At 63.5% G+C, this 24,430-nt stretch carries 24 protein-coding genes; 4 read left to right on the forward strand and 20 right to left on the reverse strand.

Going from position 1 to position 24,430, the window contains the following annotated elements:
• Positions 1 to 2: 2 nt before the first annotated feature.
• From EGJ68_RS14920 to EGJ68_RS15010, 19 genes are all read right to left on the reverse strand, one after another.
• Positions 3 to 491, reverse strand: a complete 489-nt coding sequence (locus EGJ68_RS14920; protein ID WP_158283691.1) for a hypothetical protein — start codon at positions 489 to 491, stop codon at positions 3 to 5.
• A gap of 50 nt (positions 492 to 541) precedes the next feature.
• Positions 542 to 1,552, reverse strand: coding sequence for a PilW family protein (locus EGJ68_RS14925; RefSeq protein ID WP_123035371.1), 1,011 nt, complete (start codon positions 1,550 to 1,552; stop codon positions 542 to 544).
• Positions 1,549 to 2,118, reverse strand: coding sequence for a type IV pilus modification protein PilV (gene pilV / locus EGJ68_RS14930; RefSeq protein WP_158283692.1), 570 nt, complete (start codon positions 2,116 to 2,118; stop codon positions 1,549 to 1,551). The genes EGJ68_RS14925 and pilV overlap by 4 nt, the downstream gene beginning before the upstream one ends.
• Positions 2,115 to 2,681, reverse strand: coding sequence for a GspH/FimT family protein (locus EGJ68_RS14935; protein ID WP_123035373.1), 567 nt, complete (start codon positions 2,679 to 2,681; stop codon positions 2,115 to 2,117). The genes pilV and EGJ68_RS14935 overlap by 4 nt, the downstream gene beginning before the upstream one ends.
• A 74-nt stretch (positions 2,682 to 2,755) precedes the next feature.
• A complete protein-coding gene (ispH, locus tag EGJ68_RS14940; protein WP_123035374.1) occupies positions 2,756 to 3,706 on the reverse strand; it encodes a 4-hydroxy-3-methylbut-2-enyl diphosphate reductase in 951 nt (316 codons plus the stop codon).
• On the reverse strand, positions 3,706 to 4,161 hold the full coding sequence (locus EGJ68_RS14945; protein ID WP_123035375.1) for an FKBP-type peptidyl-prolyl cis-trans isomerase: 456 nt from the start codon (positions 4,159 to 4,161) through the stop codon (positions 3,706 to 3,708). Before EGJ68_RS14945 ends, ispH begins: the two co-directional genes overlap by 1 nt.
• Positions 4,158 to 4,664, reverse strand: coding sequence for a signal peptidase II (gene lspA / locus EGJ68_RS14950; protein WP_233248850.1), 507 nt, complete (start codon positions 4,662 to 4,664; stop codon positions 4,158 to 4,160). Before lspA ends, EGJ68_RS14945 begins: the two co-directional genes overlap by 4 nt.
• Positions 4,657 to 7,461: an isoleucine--tRNA ligase gene (gene ileS / locus EGJ68_RS14955; RefSeq protein WP_123035377.1), complete on the reverse strand. Its 2,805-nt coding sequence runs from the start codon at positions 7,459 to 7,461 to the stop codon at positions 4,657 to 4,659. Before ileS ends, lspA begins: the two co-directional genes overlap by 8 nt.
• A 27-nt stretch (positions 7,462 to 7,488) precedes the next feature.
• Positions 7,489 to 8,451: a bifunctional riboflavin kinase/FAD synthetase gene (gene ribF / locus EGJ68_RS14960; RefSeq protein ID WP_123035378.1), complete on the reverse strand. Its 963-nt coding sequence runs from the start codon at positions 8,449 to 8,451 to the stop codon at positions 7,489 to 7,491.
• A 91-nt stretch (positions 8,452 to 8,542) separates the two neighbouring features.
• Complete coding sequence (murJ, locus tag EGJ68_RS14965; protein WP_123035576.1) at positions 8,543 to 10,066, reverse strand: murein biosynthesis integral membrane protein MurJ; 1,524 nt, start codon at positions 10,064 to 10,066, stop codon at positions 8,543 to 8,545.
• A gap of 91 nt (positions 10,067 to 10,157) precedes the next feature.
• Positions 10,158 to 10,778, reverse strand: coding sequence for an NUDIX domain-containing protein (locus EGJ68_RS14970; RefSeq protein ID WP_123035379.1), 621 nt, complete (start codon positions 10,776 to 10,778; stop codon positions 10,158 to 10,160).
• A complete protein-coding gene (locus EGJ68_RS14975) occupies positions 10,768 to 11,790 on the reverse strand; it encodes an aspartate carbamoyltransferase (protein ID WP_123035380.1) in 1,023 nt (340 codons plus the stop codon). The genes EGJ68_RS14970 and EGJ68_RS14975 overlap by 11 nt, the downstream gene beginning before the upstream one ends.
• Before the next feature lie 90 nt (positions 11,791 to 11,880).
• Positions 11,881 to 13,323: an exodeoxyribonuclease I gene (gene sbcB / locus EGJ68_RS14980; protein WP_123035381.1), complete on the reverse strand. Its 1,443-nt coding sequence runs from the start codon at positions 13,321 to 13,323 to the stop codon at positions 11,881 to 11,883.
• A gap of 19 nt (positions 13,324 to 13,342) precedes the next feature.
• Positions 13,343 to 14,866 carry a fumarate hydratase gene (locus tag EGJ68_RS14985; RefSeq protein ID WP_123035382.1) on the reverse strand — a complete coding sequence of 508 codons (1,524 nt, stop codon included), beginning with the start codon at positions 14,864 to 14,866 and terminating at the stop codon, positions 13,343 to 13,345.
• Positions 14,867 to 14,888: 22 nt separating this feature from the next.
• The gene (locus EGJ68_RS14990) at positions 14,889 to 15,680 is read right to left on the reverse strand and encodes a hypothetical protein (protein WP_233248851.1); all 792 of its coding nucleotides are present in this window, start codon (positions 15,678 to 15,680) and stop codon (positions 14,889 to 14,891) included.
• Positions 15,681 to 15,802: 122 nt separating this feature from the next.
• Positions 15,803 to 16,426, reverse strand: a complete 624-nt coding sequence (locus EGJ68_RS14995) for a urate hydroxylase PuuD (RefSeq protein WP_123035578.1) — start codon at positions 16,424 to 16,426, stop codon at positions 15,803 to 15,805.
• A 147-nt stretch (positions 16,427 to 16,573) separates the two neighbouring features.
• On the reverse strand, positions 16,574 to 18,229 hold the full coding sequence (gene groL / locus EGJ68_RS15000) for a chaperonin GroEL (RefSeq protein WP_123035383.1): 1,656 nt from the start codon (positions 18,227 to 18,229) through the stop codon (positions 16,574 to 16,576).
• 49 nt (positions 18,230 to 18,278) lie between these two features.
• Positions 18,279 to 18,569, reverse strand: a complete 291-nt coding sequence (locus tag EGJ68_RS15005; RefSeq protein ID WP_027949676.1) for a co-chaperone GroES — start codon at positions 18,567 to 18,569, stop codon at positions 18,279 to 18,281.
• Between the two features lie 226 nt (positions 18,570 to 18,795).
• Complete coding sequence (locus EGJ68_RS15010) at positions 18,796 to 19,209, reverse strand: FxsA family protein (RefSeq protein ID WP_123035384.1); 414 nt, start codon at positions 19,207 to 19,209, stop codon at positions 18,796 to 18,798.
• A gap of 158 nt (positions 19,210 to 19,367) precedes the next feature.
• On the opposite strand from EGJ68_RS15010, the gene EGJ68_RS15015 reads away from it, so the two are divergent.
• On the forward strand, positions 19,368 to 20,327 hold the full coding sequence (locus EGJ68_RS15015; RefSeq protein WP_123035385.1) for a phytanoyl-CoA dioxygenase family protein: 960 nt from the start codon (positions 19,368 to 19,370) through the stop codon (positions 20,325 to 20,327).
• 15 nt (positions 20,328 to 20,342) lie between these two features.
• On the opposite strand, the gene EGJ68_RS15020 is transcribed toward EGJ68_RS15015, so the two are convergent.
• Positions 20,343 to 21,341 carry a phytanoyl-CoA dioxygenase family protein gene (locus tag EGJ68_RS15020; protein ID WP_123035386.1) on the reverse strand — a complete coding sequence of 333 codons (999 nt, stop codon included), beginning with the start codon at positions 21,339 to 21,341 and terminating at the stop codon, positions 20,343 to 20,345.
• A gap of 154 nt (positions 21,342 to 21,495) precedes the next feature.
• On the opposite strand from EGJ68_RS15020, the gene EGJ68_RS15025 reads away from it, so the two are divergent.
• The 3 genes from EGJ68_RS15025 to EGJ68_RS15035 are packed head-to-tail and all read left to right on the forward strand — an operon-like array spanning position 21,496 to position 24,429.
• A complete protein-coding gene (locus tag EGJ68_RS15025) occupies positions 21,496 to 21,834 on the forward strand; it encodes an MGMT family protein (protein WP_199228067.1) in 339 nt (112 codons plus the stop codon).
• Positions 21,828 to 23,015, forward strand: a complete 1,188-nt coding sequence (locus tag EGJ68_RS15030; protein ID WP_123035387.1) for an acyltransferase family protein — start codon at positions 21,828 to 21,830, stop codon at positions 23,013 to 23,015. The genes EGJ68_RS15025 and EGJ68_RS15030 overlap by 7 nt, the downstream gene beginning before the upstream one ends.
• Positions 23,016 to 23,025: 10 nt before the next feature.
• Entirely contained in the window at positions 23,026 to 24,429 is a 1,404-nt protein-coding gene (locus tag EGJ68_RS15035) for a sulfatase family protein (RefSeq protein WP_158283693.1), read from the forward strand.
• The last annotated feature ends 1 nt before the right edge of the window (position 24,430 follow it).

The following is a 24,430-nucleotide window of genomic DNA, read 5'->3' on the forward strand; positions in this document are numbered from 1 at the left end:
CACTAAGCCGGGTCACCCAACCAGCGCAAGAGAACACCCTGCACAACCTGGGCCCGCGGCGTATCCCCCCGCGCATCCCCTACCCTGACGCGCACCTCAAAGCGAATAAATGAGGCCGCACCAACGCCGGATGCGTGTGCCTCCTGCATCCGCGGTAGCGATGCGCCCGACAATAGCGGGCCGTGGCGGTGTATCTCGAAGTTGGTCTGCAACCGTTGTGCCTCGGGGCCGGCGCCATCCAACAGCGCGTCCAGCCGGTGACTGAGTCGTTCGGCGCAGCTGTGCGTAAGGCTGCACAGGTCATGTCCGGCCTGCTGCATGGCGACAAAGGGCTCTGCGCTGCTGCTGATCATGGCGGCAACCCCCAACGCATGCTGCAAGGCCTCTTCACGCTGCAGGAGATTGCCACTCATGCGCAGTTCCAGCGCACTGCTGCGCAGCATCACAACGGACACAACGCTGATCAGGCCCAGCAGCACCAGTGTCAGCAAGAGAATAAATCCCCCGCCCCGTGAATCAGGGCCTGCCCCATAGGGGCACATCAGGCCGACCCTCCCGCAACCGACGGGTGCAGATTGCGCAGGGCCACCGTCGTGCTGAACACGCGGCGCACATACCCGTCGGAATCGGCGGTGAACGCCAGCTGTCCCAGCGTGTGCTGTCGTGGCCCCGAGTACCCGGCTACCGGCGCTACGCTGCGCACAAGTAGCGCAATGCGCGCGGTCACCGCCTGTTGCAGTTGGCCCGTATCAGGCTCCACCGCATAGTAATCCGGTGCACCGTCACCATTGTGGTCCACTCCCAGCTCGATATGCAGGCGCTCCACGCCTTCCACCAGGCATTGGCTGAAGACCCCGGAAGGTGCAAGTGCCGCCGCACAGAGTGTTGGAATGCGGTCTGCCGGGGCTATCGAGTACCGGCGCACGTAAAACACGCGGGCGAGGAGACGCCAGTAATCCACACCACTTCCGGGACGCGCTTCCGCCGCGGCAATACGTCCGGCCTGCCACCATTGTGCCCGGGCACCGCCCGCTGCGAGCCGAAGGTACCAATACCCTTGATCCACTCCTCCCGCTGCGCCCGCGAGCTGTCCGTTGCTGAGCGTGGCCTCGCCTGCGGTGCGCCGTACCGCCAGCAGATCACTGCCGCGCTCCAGCATCGACGACGGCAGACAATCGAGGACTGTCCCGCTGACTGTCTGTGGTGCACCGCCGTTGTAATCGACCTGCATGTCGAGGGCGCGGAAAGCGGCCAGCGGCCAGCGTGCCGCCACCCCACAGCCGGGCACGAACGCGGGTAGCGATGGCCGCACATGCGGTGCAAGCCCGCCCAGAAATCCCGCCAACATCAGTTCCCTGCGCAGCAGCGCCAGCGCAAAACGCCCGTTTTCGTGCATACGGGCGAGTTCGTCGGCAATCAGGAATTGACGCCTCGCCTCTGCATAGGACCACACCAGCATGCCGGCCAGTAGCAAACCCAGGGCCATGGAAATGAGCAGCGCGGGCAGCGATACGCCACGCAGGCGGTGCGAGGGTGGTAAATGATGCATCATGGTAAGCCCCCGGCAGGAAACCAGGTGCGCAGCGCGACCACACGGCGCCACTGGTCATCCGGCCCATAGCGGCCCAGCCCGGCACCACAACGTGAGCGAACCGGAGATGCCGCGGCGCGCGGCCCGCGCCAGGCGATGGCCACGGTTACCCGCTGCTCCTGCGCCACAATACAGGCAACCGGCTCCGGCAGACCCGTGGCCGACTCTGGCCCACCGGCGAGCAATCCCAGCCACTGCAGCAAATCGTAGGCAGCGAGCGCCGCCGGGTCACAGCGCGGCGTTGCGGCGTCATCCGCTGCGGCCGTGTGACACATCACAAGGTCCGCCGTGGCCGGGCTGTCGGAGCGAAGCTCACTGCGCACATAGCGTCGCAGGGCATCGGGATTGCTGTCGATGCGCGCCAGCATGTCGCGGGCAAGGGCTGTCGCCTGGCTTACCTGTGCGCCCTCGATGCTCGTGCGCCAGGACACCAGCTGTACGGTGAGCAAACCCAACGCGCCCACGCTGAACAGCAGCAGCGCGATCAACAGCTCGATGAACCCGAGCCCTTCCTCACGGCGCTTCATACCACGGCCTCGCGGGGACACTCGCCCCAGGCCCGCATCAGGCGCGCGCGCCCGACCACGTTCATGATGACACTCCATGACGCCAGTGCGGGCAGACGGTGCGAACAGACCATGAGGGTTCGGTTGCGTCCCGCCGTGCCATCAGGCATGAAGCTGATGGGTGCGACAACGTGCCGGACCCCCGCTCGATCGAGCAGATGCAGCGTGGGGGACATGGGCGCCCAGGCGCGCAAGAGTACATCCCGCGTCGCCGTTCCCGCGGTGTGCACACCGCGCAAAAGCACCCAGCCCCGGCGATAGTCACCGCCACAGCGCACAACGCCGCTGCGGGCATAGTCGGAGGGGCACAGTGTTACCGGCTGATTGCGACTGACGGCCTCACTGCGGGCGAGATTCAGCGCCATAAACAGGCGACCGGCCTCGGCCCTGATCGCCAGGCGTTGCTGCACCGCCTGAAACCCCGGCACCGCAACCAGCAGCAAGACGCTGAGCAGCGCCACCACCAGCAGCAATTCCACCAAGGTAAGCCCGCGGTGCGGGCCGCGTTGCGACATCCTGTTCATACACAGCCTCCCTGCCAGCACAAAGCTTAGCGGGGGAGCGGCGACGCGCCAGCGTCCGGATGGTTTTGACTAAATCAGACGTTACGGGCGGGTATGCGCAGCTCGCGGGGCAGTGAGAAGGTGACGTTTTCCGGACGCCCAACCAGCTCCACCGGCGGGTTAGCACCCAGGGCCTGCAGACCCAGCACGACCTCGTTGACCAGCACCTCCGGCGCCGAGGCACCGGCAGTCACGCCGACCCGCGTTTGCCCCTGCAACCACTCTGGACAGATATCGTCGGCACTGTCGATGAGGTAGGCCACTGCGCCCATGCGCTCGGCCAATTCCCGCAAGCGGTTGGAATTGGAACTGTTGGGGGAGCCCACCACCAGCACCAGGTCACACTCCGCCGCCAGTTGTTTCACAGCGTCCTGCCGATTCTGTGTGGCGTAGCAGATATCGTCCTTGCGCGGGCCCTGTATTGCGGGAAACCGCGCACGCAGGGCATCAATGACCCGGGATGTATCATCCACGGACAGCGTGGTCTGGGTGACGTAATGCAGACGCTGGGGGTTGCGCACCACCAGCGACGCTACCTGCGCCTCGTCCTCTACCAGATAGATATCCCCTCCAGCACTGCGGTCGAACTGACCCATGGTGCCTTCGACTTCCGGGTGACCGCAGTGCCCGATGAGGACGCACTCGCTGCCATCATCGCTGTAGCGCGCCACTTCAATATGCACTTTGGTCACCAGCGGACAGGTGGCATCGAACACGCGTAAACCGCGCACCGCCGCTTCTTTGCGCACCGCCTGCGACACGCCGTGGGCACTGAAGATCACGATGCAATCATCGGGGACCTCGTCGAGCTCCTCCACGAAGATCGCGCCACGGTCACGCAGGTCGTCGACCACGAATCGGTTGTGCACCACCTCGTGGCGCACATAAATCGGCGAGCCGAACATCTCCAGCGCCCGATTGACGATATCAATAGCGCGGTCCACACCTGCGCAAAACCCTCGGGGATTGGCGAGACGGATGTCCATCAGTGCAACTCGGCCGGCTCGACCCGGTGTACCTGCACATCAAACAGAATCCTGCGACCTGCCAGCGGGTGGTTGAAATCCACCGTCACCTCGTCCTCATCAAAGGCCACAATCAGCCCCGGCAGCTCGCCTCCGGCGGCGTCTGCGAACGAAAATACGAGACCGATCTCCAGAGCCACATCGTCGTCGAAATGATCGCGCGCCACCGTTTGCACGTTGTTGTCGTTGGGCTGACCGAAAGCGTCCTCGGGCGACACGGTAAACACATGCCGCTGCCCCGGCTCCATACCCATCAGCACCCGCTCGAAACCGGGCAGCAGGTTGCCATCGCCAACCACGAAACTGACCGGCTCGCCGCCAAAGTTGCTATCCACCTCAGAGCCGTCCTCCAGGCTGACAGAGAAATTCAGGAACACGCGCGTGCCCTCACCTACTGCTACATCACTGTTTGTCACTGGGGTCCTGTCCCTCCGCTTTGCCCCTGGCGCGGCGCCAGGAAGCTGTCGAGAATCATCAGCCCGGCACCCACGGTAATCGCCGAATCGGCGATATTGAATGCCGGGAAAAATGCACCTGCGTAGTGTAGCGAAATAAAGTCCACCACGTGGCCCAGCACCAGACGATCCCAGAGGTTGCCAAGCGCGCCGCCGAGAATCAAGGCCAGCGCTGCCGGCAGCAGGCGCTGGCCTGAGGGCAGTCGATAAAGCCACACGACCAGCACCGCGCTGATCACCACCGCAATACCGCTGAAGAAATAGCGCTGCCAGCCCCCGGCATCACTCAGGAAGCTGAAGGCCGCACCCGGGTTGTACTGCAGGGTGAGGTTGAACCAGCTGGTGACCGGCAGCGGGCGGGCGTAGGTCAGATACTGCTCCGCCGCAACCTTGGTCAGCTGGTCGAGCACAATAACCAGCAGCGCCAGCGCATACCACCAGATAACCGGATGCAATTTACGCAAAGTGGCGCTGCTCCCCGGGGCCATCGACATTGTTGACGCAGCGACCGCACAAGGTGGGATGGCCGCTGTGCTGCCCCACATCATCGCGGCGGTGCCAGCAGCGCTCGCACTTCTCTGCCTCGCTGACATGCACTTGCAAACGCAGCTCGTCCAACTCGGTCGCCGCGGCCGTGGCGGGGGCGTCTTCCAATGCTGCCAGCGAGGCGCCAGAGGTGATGAGCACAAAGCGCAACTCATCCTGCAGGCTTTCCAGAAGTGTCCGCAAGGGCGCGGCAACATAGAGTGTCACCTCGGTGTCCAGGGAACCGCGCACCAGGCCGGCGGCGCGCTGCACTTCAATTTCGCGGTTCACGGCGCTGCGCACCGCCATGACCTGTTGCCAGTAGGCTGCGCCCATGGCCGCATTATCGTCGAGCTGTTCAAGGCCGCAGTACCATTCGCCGAGAAACACCGACTCGGGGCGCTCACCGGGCAGATTTTCCCAGATTTCCTCGGCCGTGAAGCTGAGAATCGGCGCGACCCAGCGCACCAGCGCCTCCGCAATGTGATAGAGCGCCGTTTGTGCCGAACGCCGCGCGCGGCTGTCCGCCTGCGTGGTGTATTGACGATCCTTGATGACGTCCAGATAAAAGCCGCCCAGGTCATTGCTGCAGAAATTGTGCAGCTTCTGGTAGATCACGTGAAACTGGTAGCTGTCGTAAGCCGCCTCGATTTCCACCTGTAAACGCGCCGCGCGGTCGATTACCCAGCGGTCCAGAGCGATCAACTCCGCGAGCGGCAGTGCATGCTCGGCAGGCTCAAAACCGTTCAGGTTGGAGAGCAGGAAGCGCGCGGTATTGCGAATGCGGCGATAAGAATCCGCCGTGCGCTTGAAAATCTCATCCGACACCGTTAATTCACCGCGGTAATCGGTGGCGGCAACCCACAGGCGCAGAATATCCGCACCCAGGTCGTTCATGACGGTATTGGGGGCGATAACATTGCCCAACGACTTGGACATCTTGCGCCCCTGGGCATCTACCGTGAATCCGTGCGTCAGCACCTGACGGTAGGGCGCCTCACCGAACGCGGCGATGCCGGTGAGTAGCGAGGACTGGAACCAGCCCCGGTGCTGGTCCGACCCTTCCAGATACAGATCCGCTGGCGCCCGCAGGCCCTCGCGCCGACGCAGAACACAAGCATGGGTCACACCGGAATCGAACCAGACGTCCAGGGTGTCGGTCACCTTGTCGTAATCCTGTGCCTCACTGCCGAGCAGTTCCCCGGGCTCGAGATCGAACCACGCCTCAATACCACGCTGTTCAATGCGCTGGGCGACAGCCTCAACCAGCTCCGCGGTGCGCGGGTGCAGGTCGCCGGTCTCCCGGTGTACAAACAGGGTGATGGGCGAGCCCCAGGTGCGCTGACGCGAAATGCACCAGTCGGGGCGCTGCGCCAGCATGGAATCAATACGCGCTTTGCCCCACTCCGGCACCCACTGCACCTCCTCAACCGCCGCCAGAGCACCGCCGAGCAGACCGTTCTGCTGCATGCTGACAAACCACTGGGGTGTGGCACGGAAAATGATGGGCGTCTTGTGTCGCCAGCAGTGGGGGTAGGAGTGATCGTAACCTTCGCTGTGCAGGAGCACGCCGCGTTCACGTAACAACTCCAGTATGGGCTGGTCGATCTTGAATACGTGCTGGCCGGCAAAACAGGCCGTATCCGGCAGGTACACACCATTGCCCGCCACCGGGTTGTACACGGCCAGTCCGTAGGCCTGCCCCACCACGAAATCGTCCTGACCGTGGGCCGGTGCCGTGTGCACGGCCCCCGTGCCCGCTTCCGTGGTGACATGCTCACCCAGCACGACGGGGACATCGCGAGGCTGGTAACAGTGCTGCAAACGCTGGTGTTCCAGTGCCTGGCCTTTGCAGCGGCCAAGCACGGTCACCCCATCGAGGCCGTAGCGCGCCGCCACGGTGGCGGCCAGCGCCTCTGCCACCACCAGCGCACGCCCGTTACCCGCCAACAGGACATAATCGAGGCTCGGGTGGAGACAGACCGCCATGTTGGCCGGCAGCGTCCAGGGGGTTGTGGTCCAGATCGGGACCGCGATCTCGCCGCTATAATCGCTGCCGCAGGCCTGCGCGATAGACGCAGGGTCGAGCGCGACGAATGCGACATCAACGGCCGTCGAGCGCTTGTCCTGGTACTCGACCTCCGCCTCCGCGAGCGCAGAGCCGCAATCCAGGCACCAGTGCACGGGCTTGAAGCCCTTGTGCAGGTGGCCGTTGTCGATAATGCGCCCCAGCGTGCGCACGATATCGGCTTCAAACTGGAAATCCATGGTCAGGTAGGGGTTGTCCCAGTCACCCACCACGCCCATGCGGATGAAATCCTGACGCTGGCGATCCACCTGTCCGGCGGCGTAGGTGCGGCACCTCTCGCGAAACTCGGCCGCCGAGACCTTCACACCGGGCTTGCCGACTTTCTTTTCCACATTGAGTTCGATAGGCAGGCCGTGACAGTCCCAGCCGGGCACGTAGGGGGCATCGAAACCCGCCAGCGAGCGCGACTTGACGATGATGTCCTTCAGCACCTTGTTGACCGCGTGCCCCAGGTGCAGGTCACCGTTGGCATAGGGCGGGCCATCGTGGAGGATGAACAGCGGGCGCCCGGCACGCGCGGCGCGGATCTTGCCGTAGAGGCCGTTCTCCTGCCACTGGCGAATGCGCTGTGGTTCACGCTGGGCGAGGCTCGCCTTCATCGGAAACCCGGTCTGCGGCAGGTTCAGCGTGTCCTTGTAGTTACTCATGCAAGCTCTAGTCCCGTATCTGTCGGTTCAGCCCACGCCATCTGGCGCAGGGCTGCTCATATGTTGTTCCAGCCACGCCCTGGCGGCATCAGCATCCTGCCCAATCTGCTCCCGCAGCAGCCCGATCGAGTCGAACTTGCGCTCCTCCCGCAGCTTGTGCAGAAACGTCACCTCCAGGTGTCGGCCATACAGCTGTGGGCTCCCCTGCAGTATGTGCACCTCGAGGTTGGCCTGTATGCTGTCTGCCACCGTGGGCCGCGTGCCGACATTCGCCACCGCCGGCGCACTCTCCAGGCCAGCGCCGGTGACCGTCACCGCAAAGACACCGGAGAGGGGCGAGCGCAAGCGATGCAACTGCAGGTTTGCCGTTGGGAAGCCCAGCTCGCGCCCCAGTTGGCGACCATAAATCACCTTGCCGCTCATGCGGTAGGGCCGGCTCAGCAACCGCTCCGCCAACGCAAAGTCGCCATCCGCAAGCGCCTTGCGGATGCGTGTACTGCTCACTCGCTCGTCACCCAGCTCACAGGTCTCGGTTGCGCTGGCCTCGTAGCCGTAGCGCCGCCCCTGAGACTTGATGAACGCGTAATCGCCCTGCCGGTCGTTGCCGAAACGAAAGTCATCACCCAGCACAACATGCTGCACACCCAGTCCCTGTACGAACACCTCGTCGACAAAGGCCTGGGCCGACATTCTGCGCAGGCTGGGCGTGAAGCGAATACGCAACACGCGGTCCACACCGAGGCGCTCCAGTGCACAGAACTTCTCCCGGAAGCTCATGATGCGGGCGGGCGCCCCCAGCGGCGCGAAATACTCGCGCGGCAGCGGTTCGAACACAATTACCGTTGCCGGCAGCCCCAGCTCCTCCGCCTTGGCCTGCAGCTTGCGTATCACGGCCTGGTGGCCGAAATGCACCCCATCAAAAGCGCCGATGGTCGCAACGCAGGGGCGGTGTTGCGGCCCCAGATTATGCAGGCCTCTGATCAGCTCCATGAGGTCAGGCTTACTCTGTGAAAGCAAACGCAGGAGTATAGCGAAAAGTGCCGCCCTAGCCTATGCCGGGCAGTGCTGCGCTGCCCGGCGCTCAGCTGCTCGCGGGCGGCGTGCGCAGGTGATGCAACCGCGTGCCCAGCAGAAAATGCACCAGAAGATACGTCGCGCCACCGACGCCGCAGACCAGGACGAGACGCCCCACCCTCACGGGCAACGCCCACTGCAGCCAGCTCTCCACGGACGGACTGAGCAGGACCAGCGCGCCCACCATCGCCGCGGTGGCGAGCAGCAGGCGGCCGGCGTAGGCGCCCCAACCGGGCTGCAGCTGCAATACGCCGGCGCGCAGCAACCCGCGCAGCAACAGCCCCGCATTCAGGTAGGCGGCCACACTGGTGGCCAGGGCAAGGCCAACGTGCCCGGCATCGAACCAGAACATCAGCGGCAACACGAACAACAGGTTCAACACCATGTTGGCCGCCATGGCAATGATGCCAAACCGCACCGGTGTCGCGGTATCCTGGCGTGCAAAATACCCCGGCGCCAGCACCTTGATCAGCATGAACGCCGCGAGGCCCAGGCTGTAAGCCGTCAGGCTCATTGCCGACATTGCCACGTCCTGGGGCCTGAACGCCCCATACTGGAACAGTGTCACCAGAATCGGCTGTGCCAGCACCGCCAGCGCCACCGCCGCCGGCACGGCGATCAGCAGCACGGAGCGTACTGCCCAGTCCAGTGTCAGCCCGAACTCGCGCATCCTCGACCCCGCGCGGTGCGCCGACAGGCTGGGCAGAATCACCGTGGCAATGGCAATACCGAATACACCCAGCGGCAGCTCCATCAGGCGGTCCGAGTAATACAACCAGGATACGCTGCCCGTGGGTAGAAACGAGGCCAACACCGTATCCAGCAGCAGGTTGATCTGGCTGACGGACACGCCGAACAGTGCCGGCACCATCAGCTTGAGAATACGCCGCACCCCCGGGTGGCGCGTGTCCCAGCGGGGCCGCGGCACCAGGTCAAGCCGATACAAAAATGGCAGTTGAAAGAGCAACTGCACCACACCCGCCAGCGCCACCCCCCAGGCCAGTGCGAACACCGGTTCGTCCAGCTGCGGGGCAGCAATCAGTGCCGCGCCAATCAGGGACAGGTTGAGAAAGACCGGCGTCAGAGCCGGCACGGCGAAGCGACCGTAGCTGTTGAGGATGGCGCCGCAAAAACCGGTCATGGAGATGAGCAGCAAATACGGAAAGGTGATGCGGATCATCTGCGCCGTAAGGTCGAATTTGCCCGGGTCTGCGACAAAACCCGGCGCGAACACCATGGCCACCAGCGGTGCTGCCAGCATGGCCAGTGCGGTGACCACCAGCAAGGTGCCACCCAACACCCCGGCCACGCGGTCTACCAGTGCTCGCACCGCCGCCACGCTGCCGTCCTCGCGGTAATCGGCGAGCACCGGCACGAACGCCTGCGCAAAGGCACCCTCGGCAAACAACCGGCGCAGGAAGTTGGGAATCTTGAAGGCCACAAAGAAAGCGTCGGCGTTGGCACTGGCACCCACCACGGCCGCCATCACCACATCGCGCAACAAACCGAGTACACGCGAGAGCAGCGTCATGCTGCCCACCACGGCACTGGAACGCAGCAGTCCCGGCGCAGCGGGTTCCGGCTTACCGGGTGGGGTGGGCGACGTCACGGCACGCCGGCCATCAGGAAAGCCAGCGTTGCCGCAGCGACTCGCCCTGCAACTGCAGCCACTGCAGGGCAATCAGCGTGTGGCCATTGGGCACGCGGTCCGCCGCGAGCAGCGCCAGTGCCTCGCTGCGGGGAATCCGGTGCACCAGAATATCCTCACCCTCATCGCGGGCGCCGTGTACGGCACCGGCGTCCGCCGCCCTGACGCGGCCACAGAACAGCCGGACGTGCTCGGAACACGCCCCTGCACTGGGATAGTAGCTGGCGATGGGAAGCAGCTCAGCCAGCTCACAGGCCGCCTCTTCCGCGGCTTCGCGATGGGCGACTTCCGCATCCGTTTCGCCCGCCTCAACAACACCGGCGATGACCTCCAGCATCCAGGGGCTGTGCGCATCGCGCAGGGCACCGGGGCGAAACTGCTCTATGAGAATGACGCAGTCAGTTTCCGGTTCATAGGGCAGCACGGCCACGGCATCGCCACGCTCGAACACCTCGCGCACCAGCGGCTCGCTCCAGCCGCCCGCAAACAGGCGGTGCTGCAGAGTGAGGCGGCGCACGGAAAAATGCCCGCTGAAGGCCGCCTCGCTCTGCAATACACGTGCAGCGGCGCCGGAGAAGGCCAATTCAAAGGCCATCGAAACGCCCGCCGGTGTACCAGTTCACGTCGCGCGCGTGCTTGTGCACCTGCTCCACCACATCCAGCACCAGGGTAAACAGCGCCATACGCACCAACACGCCGTTGTCTGTCTGACGAAAGATGGCGAGGTTGGGGTTATCGTTCAGGTCGTCGTCCAGCTCCCGCGCCGTCACTCGGGAGTCGCGCGGCAGCGGGTGCATGATCACCGTGTTGGGTTCGCAGTGCTCGGTGTAAATACTCTGGTTGAGACGGAACCGGCCGCGGTAGAGGTCCGCCTCCTGCTGGGAGCTGAAACGCTCCTCCTGAATACGGGTGGAATACACGATATCGACATGTTGGATGCTGGTTTCCAGCGCCTCGGACTCCAGCACCTCGTGACCGGAGGCGCGCAATTGTTCCACAATGGCCCCAGGCATACGCAACTCGCTGGGGGACACCAGCACCACCTGAACACCTTTGAACAAGCACAACAGCTTGCACAGCGAGTGCACGGTACGCCCGTGGCGCAGATCACCCACCATGGCGATACGCAGCCGGTCGACGTCGCGACCGCGCGCCGCCAGTTCCTTGCGAATGGTGTAAAGATCGAGCAGGGCCTGCGTGGGGTGCTCGTTACTGCCATCACCCCCATTGAGCACGGGCACACGACTGGCGGCCGCAAACTCGGCCACAGAGCCCTCCTGTGGGTGGCGCATGGCGATGACGTCGGAGTAGCCACTGAGCACGCGTGCGGTATCGTAGAGGGACTCGCCCTTGGCGATGGCCGACTGTTCGAAGCCGGTGGTTTCGCGCACTTCCCCGCCCAGCAAGTTGAACGCGCTACCGAAGCTGACTCGCGTGCGAGTGCTGGGCTCGAAAAACATGGCGCCCAGGATAGCGCCATCGAGCACCCGGGTAACGCGCCGGCGGTGGGCGTAAGGCTCCATGCTGTCTGCTACGGCAAACACCCGTTCCACGTCGGGGCGCTCAAACTGGGCGATGGAGAGGATATGACTACCGGCAAACTGCACGCAAACACTCCCGAATCTGGCAAAGCGCGGTACCTCGCACTCGCGCGCCGCTATTATACGGCCTGCGCTGGCCGCTTGCCCATGGCCCGTTCAGGCCAGCAGCGCGTCACCGTATTCCAGAAGGGCCTCGAGCACCGCGTGCTCGCGCGCCGGACGCTCCTCCTGCAGCAGGGCGTCGACAAGTTCCTGATAGGCCTCCATGCCGAGCGCGGAAGCGGCATCGGGTTCGGCGATACGCTGTAGCCGGAACTCGTCCCACTGGGCGCGCTCGCTGGCCGACAGGGTGTGCGGGAAGTTGCGCGCACGATAGCGAAACAGCATCTCCGGCAGGCGGGCATCTTCAAACACAAAGGACTCTCCAGCCAGCGCGTCCGGGCTGGCGGCGCGCACCTTATCCATCGCACGCCGGTCCGCATCGGAGAAAAATCCGCCGCTGTAGAGCATGCGATCGGGGTCGGTGACCGGTGCGAACTCGCGCCCCGCGTACACGGCCTGCAATTTCTCGATCATGCCCTGCGCATCGGCCTGGTGCCAGTCGCGCAGGGCCGCGAGATGCCGCCGGCAGCGCGCACCGTCCAGGCCAATGCGCGCAGCGACCTCGGGGGTCACCATGCTCGCTGGCGCCAGCACCGGACAGCGGTTGGTGTGTACCGTCTTCAGGCCTGGACGCTGCTGCCCTTCGGCCAAGGCCTCGCGGCGCGCAAACAACGTCTGCTGCAGCACCGGCACCGGCTGCTCGCGCAACAGCGCCGGGTCGTCGTTGAGGTCGACACAGATAACCTCGTTGCGATTTTTCGGGTGTGTTGCCAGCGGCACGATCAGCGCCGTATTGAAGCGCTCGGCGCCGAACATCCCGGAAATGTGCACAACGGGTTTCAACCCGCCCACCTGCAACTGCCCCTGCACCCAACGCTTGTCGCGACTCTGCAGAACCCAGGCATACAGCTTGGGTTGCCGTTCACGCACCAGCCGCGCCATCGCCAGGGTCGCCTCAACATCGGCCAGGGCATCGTGGGCGGCGCTGTGTGCAATGCCATTGGCTGCCGTCAGTTGCTCCAGCTTGAAACTGACATGCCCGTCCTCGCGCCGCGGCCACTCGATACCCTCCGGGCGCAGCGCCCAGGCCGTGCGCAGCAGGTCGATAATGTCCCAACGGGAGTTGCCGTTCTGCCATTCACGGGCATAGGGGTCGAAGAAGTTCCGATAGAGCGTGTGGCGCGTAATTTCATCGTCGAAACGCAGTGAGTTGTAACCCACCGCGCAGGTGCCGGGCTGAGCCAGCTCGGCGTGGATGCGGGCAATGAACTCGCACTCCGGCACGCCCTTTTCCAACGCGAGTTGCGGGGTGATGCCGGTGATCAGGCAGGCCATGGGGTGTGGCAGGAAGTCGTCCGCGGGGCGGGCATACAGTACCAGTGGGTCACCGATGACGTTGAGATCGGCATCGGTACGCAGGCCCGCAAACTGTACGGGCCTGTCCCAGCCCGGATCGGCCCCGAAGGTTTCGTAGTCGTGCCAGTAGAAGGTTGCCATGAGAATGTGAGCGCGCGGCTCAGATCAGCTCAAGCGCCTGCTCTTCGATCTTCGCCTGCCAGATGCGCGGACCGGTTTCATGCACGGAAACACCGCGCGAATCGACCGCCACACTGACCGGCATGTCCCGCACCTCGAATTCGTAGATGGCCTCCATGCCCAGCTCGGGGAAGGCCACCACACGCGCCGAGGTAATGGCTTTCGACACCAGGTAGGCCGCACCCCCTACCGCCATAAGATACACCGCCTTGTGCTTCTTGATCGCTTCAATGCCGGTGGGGCCGCGCTCTGCCTTGCCGATCATGCCCAGCAGGCCGGTTTTATCGAGGATAAAGTCGGTGAACTTGTCCATGCGGGTTGATGTGGTGGGGCCTGCAGGCCCGACAACCTCATCGCGCACCGGGTCCACGGGGCCCACGTAATAGATGAACCGGCCCTTCAGGTCGACCTCCGCCGGCAGACCTTCCCCACTGTCGATCAGCTCTTTCATTTTCTTGTGCGCGGCATCGCGCCCAGTCAGCATCTTGCCCGACAACAACAGGGTATCGCCCGGCTGCCACTGGGCTGCCTCCTCCGGCGTCACCGTGTCCAGGTTGACACGCCGCACCTGCTCACCCACCTCCCAGGTAATCTCCGGCCAATCGTCGAGGTTGGGGGGGGTCTGCAGTGCGGGGCCGCTGCCATCAAGCACGAAATGCGCGTGGCGGGTGGCCGCACAGTTGGGGATCATCGCCACCGGCAGCGACGCCGCGTGGGTCGGGTAATCCCGGATCTTGACGTCCAGCACGGTGGTGAGGCCACCCAGGCCCTGGGCGCCAATGCCCAGCCGGTTGACCGCATCCATGATTTCCAGGCGCAGCTCCTCGGCCCGGTTGGCGGGGCCGCGTTTGCGCAGCTCATGGATGTCGACCGGGTCCATCAGGGACTCCTTCGCCATCAGTGCCGCTTTTTCTGCAGTGCCGCCGATGCCGATGCCGAGCATGCCCGGCGGGCACCAGCCAGCACCCATGGTAGGCACGGTCTTCACCACCCAGTCCACAATGCTGTCAGAGGGATTGAGCATGGCCAGCTTGGATTTGTTTTCCGAGCCACCGCCCTTGGCGGCCACTTGCACGTCCACGGTATCGCCCGGCACCACCTCCATATGGATCACGGCGGGGGTGTTGTCCTTGGTGTTGCGCCGCGCTCCGGCCGGGTCCTCAAGGATAGACGCGCGCAGTACGTTGTCCGGATGCGTGTACGCCCGGCGCACACCTTCGTTTACCATATCCGCTACCGACAGCGTGGCGTCCCAGCGCACGTTCATGCCAATTTTCAGGAACACGGTCACAATGCCGGTATCCTGGCAGATGGGACGATGACCCTGGGCGCACATACGGGAATTAATCAGAATCTGCGCCATGGCATCCTTCGCGGCCGGGTTCTGCTCCATCTCCCAGGCCCGGTGCACGGCCTGTACGAAGTCCAGCGGGTGGTAGTAGGAAATGAACTGCAGGGCGTCGGCGACGCTGTCGATAAAATCATCCTGACGGATAACGGTCATGGCAGGAGTCCTTGCTGTCGGTCTAGGGAGTCGAGGGCGCTGACTGCAGATTGCGCACGGAAGATTGCAGGTCAGTAATCGAGCGGTTGATCTGGCCGCGGAATGTGTTGATGGAGTTCACCCAGTCCTCGTTTTCCTGCACCCGCTTGTTCAGCTTGGCAAGCTCCACGTTCACCCGGTTGACGCTGTCGGCAACGCGTTCCACCTCGGCCTGATTGGCCTTGGCACTGGCCATCAGGCGTTCCAGGTCGCCCGCCACGCTTTTCAGGCGCGCGATGTCGCCGGAGGCGCTCTTGATCTGCTCGGCATTAGCGGCCAGCGTTTTCTCGGCGGCAGCGACTTTCCTCACCTGGCTGGCACTGGTTTTCTCCAGCTCCTCGATAGCCGCCTTGTTCCGGCGCCAGGCAGAGGCCCACAGTTTGTCGACTTCGGAATAGAGCTCCTTGATCTTGACCGCCATGGCCTGCGTGTTCTGGCTGAGGCCCTCATCGGTATCTGAAAGCCGGTCCTCCAGATCGGAAATACGCTTGGCATAGCGCTCCATCTGTGCCGCGCTGCTGTCCAGCGCCTGTTGCAGCTGATAGGCCCAGGCGCAGGCGACACCCGCCACGGCGAGGGCGATGACCAGCATCAAACGCAAAAGGAGGCTGCTGCCGCCACCCGCAGTGCCACCCCCACCGCCAGCCGGCGGCCGCGTATTGCCCGCGCGCCCCTTGTCCGGCTTGCTGCCACGCGGTTTGGGTGCAACAGGTTCCTGCCCGGTCTCCCGCGAGGGGACAATGGGCGGCATATGATCGATATCGTCCTGAGACATGGTAGGTCACTGGCGTGAAATGTGGGGGGCATTATACATGGGCAGCCCTGCTGTTGCAGAGCGGCAAGTGCGGAAGAAGCAGGCTTGCGCCGGGCGCACATGGCGGCCCGGCGCAGAGGGCGTTACAGGAAGGCGAGCAGCGCCCAGACCACACCGGTGAGCAGGATGCTCATGTGAATCACCCCGACCACCTTGGTCATGGGGCCCTGCTTGCCGAACAGCGCGTTGGCCTCCAGCGCCAGAATCAGGGCGGCACAGGCAATCAGGCCCGTGGTGCTGGGCGTGATGAACGGCGCGTGCTTGGCACCGAGCATGCCGAACAGCATAGGCCCTGAAAACAGGGTGTTGGTGCGCGATGCCAGGCCTGCCTTTGCCGCGGCAACCGGACCGTCACCCTCTGCCAGCCCCAGCACAATTTTCTGGTTGGGCCAGATGATCAGCCAGACGTTCAGGAACATCAAAGTGCCGGTGAGGGAGCCCATGAGGATCAACGCGCTGGCGCCCATATTGCCAAAGGGACGCGCCGCCATAAGCAGAATGAAACCGGTGAGGAAGGTAAACATGGCGCCCCAACGGAACCACCACAGCGCGCGCGGCGCGAGCTTCTTCATGGCGTCCGCCTTGGCGCCCGCCTCGGCTTCCTTGAAGTACTCGGTCTGCACGAAGTTGAAGTAGTACAGCATGCCTATCCAGGTGATACCGAACAGCACGTGCGCCCAACGAAAAACGAAATCGACAATAAACATGTTCATGAGAGTTTCCTTGTTGTCGTTATGTTACCGGCTTGATTGTACACGCTGCCAGCGTCTGCGTAACTGCCCCCGTGCCGATGCCAGCAGACAAAAAAAACCCCGCACAAGGCGGGGTTTTCAGAGGTAGGGGAAGTGCCTGGCTTACATCATGCCGCCCATGCCGCCCATACCACCCATGCCGCCCATATCAGGCATGCCACCACCGGATGACGCACTGTCTTCCGGTGAATCGGCGATCATCACCTGAGTGGTGATCATCAGCGCGGCCACGGAGCCTGCAGCCTGCAGTGCCGTGCGGGTGACCTTGGCGGGATCAAGAATACCCATCTCGATCATGTCGCCGTATTCACCGGTGGCTGCATTGTAGCCGTAGTTGCCCTTGCCCTGACGGACCTTGTCCAGCACAACTGAGGCTTCGCCACCCGCGTTCGCTACAATCTGGCGCAGCGGGTTTTCCATGGCACGCAGCGCTGCTGCAATACCGTGGTTCTGGTCTTCGTTGTCGCCCTTGAGGTCGCGAATTGCGTCGACTGCACGCACCAGCGCAACACCACCGCCAGCGACCACGCCTTCTTCTACCGCCGCACGCGTTGCGTGGAGAGCATCTTCAACGCGGGCTTTCTTTTCCTTCATCTCGATCTCGGTGGCAGCGCCTACCTTGATCACGGCAACACCGCCAGCCAGTTTGGCAACACGCTCTTGCAGCTTCTCGCGATCGTAGTCGGAAGAGGTGTTCTCGATCTGTACACGCACTTCCTTGACGCGGGCTTCGATAGCCGAGACTTCACCGGCGCCATCAATGATGGTGGTGTTGTCCTTGTCCATGGTCACGCGCTTGGCGCTGCCCAGGTGCTCCAGCGTAGTGGACTCGAGGTCCATGCCCACTTCCTCGGAGATCACCGTGCCACCGGTCAGGATAGCGATGTCCTGCAGCATGGCCTTGCGACGATCGCCGAAGCCGGGTGCTTTACACGCCGCAACCTTCACGATGCCGCGCATGTTGTTGACCACCAGGGTGGCCAGCGCCTCACCTTCAACGTCTTCGGCGATGATCACCAGCGGACGCGACGACTTGGCGACCTGCTCCAGCAGAGGCAGCATTTCGCGGATGTTGGAGATTTTCTTGTCGACCAGCAGGATGAAGGGCGACTCGACGTCAGCACTCATGTTCTCCTGGTTGTTAATGAAGTAGGGCGACAGGTAACCGCGGTCAAACTGCATGCCTTCTACCACATCCAGCTCGTTTTCCAGGCCGGAACCTTCTTCAACCGTGATAACGCCTTCCTTGCCAACCTTGTCCATCGCTTCCGCAATGATCTGACCGACGGCGTGGTCGCTGTTGGCGGAGATGGTGCCCACCTGAGCGATTGCCTTGCTGTCTTCACAGGGCTTGGCGGCATCCTGAATTTGCGCAACAGCGGCTGCAATTGCCTTGTCGATCCCGCGCTTCAGGTCCATCGGGTTCATACCGGCGGCGACGGACTTGAGGCCCTCGTTGACGATGGATTGTGCAAGCACGGTGGCGGTTGTGGTGCCGTCACCAGCCTGGTCAGACGCCTGCGAGGCGACTTCCTTGACCATCTGTGCGCCCATGTTTTCGAACTTGTCCTTCAGCTCGATTTCCTTGGCGACGGATACGCCGTCCTTGGTGACGGTAGGGGCACCGAAGGACTTGTCCAGAATAACGTTGCGGCCCTTGGGACCGAGGGTGGCCTTTACTGCGTCGGCCAGTACGTTGATACCTTTCAGCATGCGCTGGCGCGCGTCATCGCCGAAAATTACATCTTTAGCTGCCATGATCAGAATCCTTTAATTCGATACTAGATTGTTGGGAAACGGCTGAAAGTCACTCGACGATCGCGAAGATTTCGCTTTCACCCATGATGATCAGTTTTTCACCATCGACCTCGATAGTGTTGCTGCCGGCGTACTGGCCAAACACCACCTTGTCGCCGACCTTGACGGCCAGGGCGCGCAGCTCGCCGTTTTCCAGCACCTTGCCGTCGCCTACCGCAATCACTTCACCCTGGTTCGGCTTTTCCTTGGCGGAACCCGGCAGGACAATACCACCAGCCGTAGTTTCTTCCTCTTCCTTGCGACGAACGACCACACGGTCGTACAGCGGACGAATTTTCATCGATCACGTTCTCCTGATTACAGTGTTATACAGGCCCGCGTTGGGCAGACCCCTTCGGGGCTTGCTCGGGATATTGGGGCTGACGGAAGGAATTCAAGGGAGTTTTGGCACTCTTTTTCCGAGAGTGCCAAATTTATTGACACACCGGCACCAGCGCTGGGCAACGCCTCGTAAACGCATTCGAGTCCGAAGCACTTTAGGTCTATTTTTCAGAGAGTTAGGGGTGCTACTCGTCAACCCGCCGGTACTCCCCCTCCAGCGTTGTGGGACCGGCGCTGTCCTGTTCCGGGCGATAGGCCTGAGCCTGCGGGCCACTCAGCCAGCGCACCAGACGCCGTCGCAATGGCCCGATCATCACCACCAGGGCGGCCACATCCGACAACAGTCCCGGCACCATCAGCAATACCGCTGCGAGGCCCATCGCCATGTCGTCCAGCAACAGCTGTGGCCCGGGCACCGCGCCCTGCTGGGCGTCACGCAGCCTCTGGAAAATATCCATACCCTGGCGGCGCAGCAGCCAGAACCCCAGCAGCAGGGTGAACAGCACGTAGGCCAGCGCGGTCAACGCACTGGTTTCAATGCCCAGCTGGATCAGGGTAAGCAGCTCCAGCCAGGGCAACAACAGAATCAACAATCGCATGATAGGACGCCCCTCCTGACTACACAGTATGGGGGCTGAAAGTTGAAATACAACGTGCCGCAACCAACGCCGACTTGCCCCTTCCCGCGAAAAGCCCGACCATACCGGCGTGAATGATCATCCGCGGCCGCCCTCGCACGCGGCAGGAGCCACCCCCCATGCACTCACCGCCACCCAAGGCGACCGAACTGGAAAGCCGTTGCGTGGAAGACGACGCACAGCGCCTGTCACTGCGGATACGCAACTGGCGACCCACAACACCCGCTCCCGCCAGAGGCACGACGAGGGCGACAGAACCGGAACCCGCAGGGCCGCCAGGCCATGGCCTGCCGGAAATTCAGGCCCGGAATCTCACCGCTGACGTATTGCGCGATGCGGTGCGCACCCACGGTGCGCTGCTGGTGCGCAACCTGCTCCCCGAGGCATTACACCCCGAGCTGGTGCGGGCCATTGATCGCGTGACCGCCGCCTGCGATGGTGCGGAACCGTTCACCCGGCATTACTACGCCCCGCCGGATGCCCTGCGCGAGAAAATGCCCGGCGGCGAGCTGGGGCGCTCACGGGCCTTCCACCGCGACTCCGGTTCTGCCATGTGCGCCGAAGCGCCCAGCGTGGCAGAAGTCCTGCTTCAGCTGTACGAGAGCCTTGGCCTGAAAGCGCTGTTTACCGACTACCTCAGTGAGGCGCCCTGCCTGTCGGTGAAGAAATGGGTCCTGCGCAAGACCCGTTTGCCCGTGCACCAAGCGGGGTGGCACCAGGATGGCGCCTTCATGGGCGCCGACATCAACAGCATCAACCTCTGGATACCGCTTACACGCTGCGGCGGAGACACCGGGGCGCCCGGCATGGACGTGGTGCCGACGCGCCTGACGGAGATTGTCGCGGCCAATGGCGCACTCTTCGACTGGTCTGTGAGCCCGGAGTCGGTCAACGACCACTTCCGTGACACACCGCCCATCGCCCCGGTATTCAACGCGGGCGATGCACTGCTGTTCGATCACCTTTTCCTGCACCGTACCCAGTACCGCAGCGATTTCCAGCGCCCGCGCTATGCCATCGAGACCTGGTTCTTCGGCCAGAGCGCTGCCCCCCTGAACCAGGTACCAGTCACCTGGTAGACGAGGCGGCGCGACTCAACCTTCGTCCCGAGGCTGTGCGCGACTGCGGAAACGCCGTTGCCGCACCCGCTCGTAGATCATGTCTTCACGCAGCGCCTGATCCCAGTGCTCCTCGGGCAGGGCGTGCAGCGATGCATCCCAGGGCACCACCGTGTAGTGCCGTTTGTGCCAGTAATACTGCAGATCAGACGAGTGCCAGCCGCGATAGATCTCATCCCAGGACTGGCGTGCAAAATGCGGCTGCAGGCATTGTTCCGTCAGCGGTTCTCCGGCCGGTTGGTAGCGAAAGTCCACAGACAGGCGCATGCGGCTCGGGTGCCGGTTGGGCAGGGCACGGTGTACCGTGAGTGCCGGGAACAACAGCACATCCCCGGCGCAAAAATCCGCTGTTGCCCAGCGCGCAGCGGCCAGCTCATCCGGCAGTACTGCCTGTCGGTTCCCGGGGCCGAGGTGAAATGACAAGGGCAACACCCCGCTGCGGTGTGAACCGGGCAGAATCGCCAGCGGGCCGCTGTCCAGGGGGCAGTCAGCCAGTGGTATCCAGGCTGCGGTCAGACGCGGGGTGCCCTGATTATTCCGGAAATCCTGATGGGGTGGCGTGGTGACCTCGGGGTTGTCGGGGAAGACCAGGCGCATGACGCCGAGGGGGTGCGGGAACGCTCCCTCCCCCAGTAACAGGGTCATCAGTTGCAGCAATGCCGGCTCGTGAGCCAGGGAGTGGAAGCTCTCCAGCCGCTGGATTCGGTCAAGGGCTTCAAAATAACGGGGCTCGCCCTCGCGGCAGGGCAGCACCTGCGCCTGCGCCGCCAACCGCTCTGGCCCGCCACGTATCCAGCCGATCGCCTGCAACACGCCGGTCACGTCCTCACGCACGGCATGCAGCACATCCAACGGCAACAAGCCGCGCAGGAACAGGTAGCCGTCCTGCTCCATGTGCGCCCGCAAGGCAGGCGCATCCGGCAGCAGCGCATTGGCAACCTTGAGCGGGAGATACTCGGGTATATCGGACGTCATGGGCGGTCATCACTGGACTCAACAGCGCCAATCTTGCGCAGTGCGCGCAGCGAAGTAAAGTGTGGCGCGCCCGCAGGGTCAGGGCTGTGCCGATGGCTTGCCCCCGGCGGCAAAACATAACACCATACGCGCCTGGCGCAATGTGAGACGGTTCGTGGAAACAGGCACGCGAGGCACCAACCAACGCATCTGGCAGGTCGTGTCCGGCATCCCCCGGGGCCGGGTGTCGACCTACGGCGACATTGCGCGTTTCGCGGGGCTCGGGCGCGCGGCGCGACGGGTGGGCTGGGCCCTGCGCCAGTTGCCTGGCGATACGCGTGTTCCCTGGCACCGCGTGATCAACAGCGCCGGCAAAGTGGCCTTGCCCGCGGACTCCGCTGCAGGCCGGTTGCAACGCGAGCGGCTTCTGCGTGAGGGCGTGCCCCTGCGCACTGGCGATCGTATCGCTCTCGCCACCTACCGCTGGAGGCCGGAAACCGGCTCGCCATGCTGAACCCCTCCGGGGCCACTCCCAGCGGAGCAACGGTCACTTCAACACTGGATCTCGCCGAGGGCTTGCGCGACCGTCGCACCTACCTGCGTGAGCTGGACTGTGCGCGAGGCCTGGCGATATTGCTGGTGTTCCTGTTCCACGCCTGGGGGCTCAGCAGCCTGCAGTTGCCCACCAGTCCAGCGCCGGGGCTTTCCTTGATTGCAGGTGGCAACACCGGCGTCACCCTGTTTTTTGTCTTGAGTGGCTTCCTGCTCTCCCTGCCCTGGCTGCGCCACGCCGCCGACGCGACGCAGCCGAAGCCGCTACTGGGCGCCTACTTCAAAGCTCGGGCACTGCGCATTGTGCCGCTCTACTACATTGCCCTGCTGCTGACCTGGTTGCTCACCGGCAATACCGCCACCGTCGCCCGGGCAGCCCTGTTCCAGTTCGTTGGCTTTCAGGCATTCCCCTACAGTGTCGTTTGGTGGACGCTGGTGACCGAGGTGCAATTCTACCTGCTGCTCCCGGTCGGCATGGTGCTCTGGACACGAGGCCGCTGGCCCCGCCTGCTGTGCATCGCCCTGCTGCTGGCCTGGGCAGCCTGCTATGCAAACCTCGTGCTCTTTGGGGCACTGGCCAGCGATAAATCATTCTTGCTCACCAAATCGGTATTTGCGCGCGCGCCCGCTTTCCTTGCCGGTATAGTGGCGGCGGCAATCTGGCTGCGCCTGTTGCAGGCATCGGCCGTGTCACGGCAGCCCCAGCTTGCGCGCTGGTGCGTTTTACTGCTGCTGCTGACAGCCCTCGCACTACTCGAGCGCCTTCTGCTGGCTGTGACACAGATGGGAACGGGGGCTGCAGAACGCAGCTGGCACATCCACCACAGCTACGAGGCGGCACTTTGGGCGGTTATCATCCTCTGCCTGCTGCTCGGGAATGTCCCCGCGAAAGGCCTGCTGGTGAATCGTGCGCTGGCAATTGTCGGCAAGCTCTCCTATTCACTGTACCTGGTACATGTGCCCGTGCTGTTCTACCTGATCTATCCCATGCGCGAATCCATGGGAGCCGCAGCGTACCATGCTTCAGGTTGGCTCTATCTCATGCCTGCGGCAGCGCTCGCGCTATCGCTGGCGCTCTCCCTGGCAAGCTATCAGTGGCTGGAAAAGCCTTTCCTGCGCCGTAAACGCGCGCTACCCGTGTAGAATCAACCCCATGCCCCAAACACCCAACATCCTCCTGTTGATGACGGATCAGCAGCGCTACGACTCCCTCGGTTACCGGCGTCAGGGAGAGGCAACTGACACGCCGCACCTGGACGCGCTGGCGGCAGGTGGCGTGATCTTCGAGCACGCCTACAGCAGCGACACCGCCTGTATCCCGGCACGTTCCTCCCTGCTCACGGGGCTATTACCTCACCGTGTACCCCGTGGCGGTGGCGACCGACCGCGCGCCAAGACGGCCAGTGGCCTGGCATTGACCGAGGGGTACTGGACGCTGGCGCATGCGTTGAGGGATGCGGGCTACGACACAGCCCTGTTCGGCAAAATGCATTTTTCGCCCATACGTGCCCAGCACGGTTTTGACACCATGGCCATGTGCGAACACCTGCCCGCAGGCTATCCACGTGATGAAGCCGACGACTACCGCCGCTGGATCAACGGCACCGGTCGCGAAGATGTGCGCTTCCACCGACCAGGCATGCCGCGCGTTTTCCCCTATGCGCAGGAGTATCATCCCACGCACTGGATCACCCATCACGCCCGGCACTTCCTTGGCGCTCCGGCCCGGCGCAACAAGCCATGGTTTACAGTAGTTTCCTACACCGACCCACACACGCCCTACAGCCCTCCCGAGCCCTATGCCTCGCGCTATCACGCGGCAGACCAGGCGCTGCCGCAATCCGGCATGGAGAGTAACAACGGCCTGCCCTGGCCCTTTTCCAACATCACCGTGCGCCAACCGCGCGGCACGTTTTTTGAGCCCGATCGCGTGGACCACCACCCCGCCGAGCACCTGCCCCAGGTACTCGCCGCGATACGCGCCGGCATCAACCATGTGGACGACAAGATCGGTGAGCTGCTCGCAGATGTGGATCTCACCAACACACTGGTGATCTTCCTCTCTGATCACGGCGACTACGGCGGCCACCGCGGTTTCCTCGGCAAGATTCCCTGGCTACCCTTCGATGACATCGCCCGCGTGCCCTTCTTCATGGCAGGGACCGGGGTCACTGGTGGTCGCAGGGTGACCCAGCCAGTGCAGAGTTTTGACTACGTTGCCACCGTACTCGATCTGGTGGGGCTGCCCAGCCCCTGTAATGACCTGGACTCCAGAAGCCTGCTGCGCGTGCTCGCGGGGGGCGAGCAACCCTCTGAGCGACCCGTATTTTGCGGCACCCTGGAAGGGTTCCCGATGTTGCGGCGTGGACGCTACAAACACATCTGGCACACGGTGGCGGATGTACACATTCTCTACGATCTGGAAACGGACCCCGGGGAAGCGCATAACCTTGCTGACCAACCCGAGTACCGTGCACTGCTCGAGGCCAACGTAGAGGAGCTGAGTGCCATGCTGGCGCGACCTGTGCCGGCACTATGGCGTCAGGCCGCGGGCTGAC

This window comes from Haliea alexandrii (assembly GCF_003719295.1).
Lineage (GTDB): Bacteria > Pseudomonadota > Gammaproteobacteria > Pseudomonadales > Halieaceae > Haliea > Haliea alexandrii.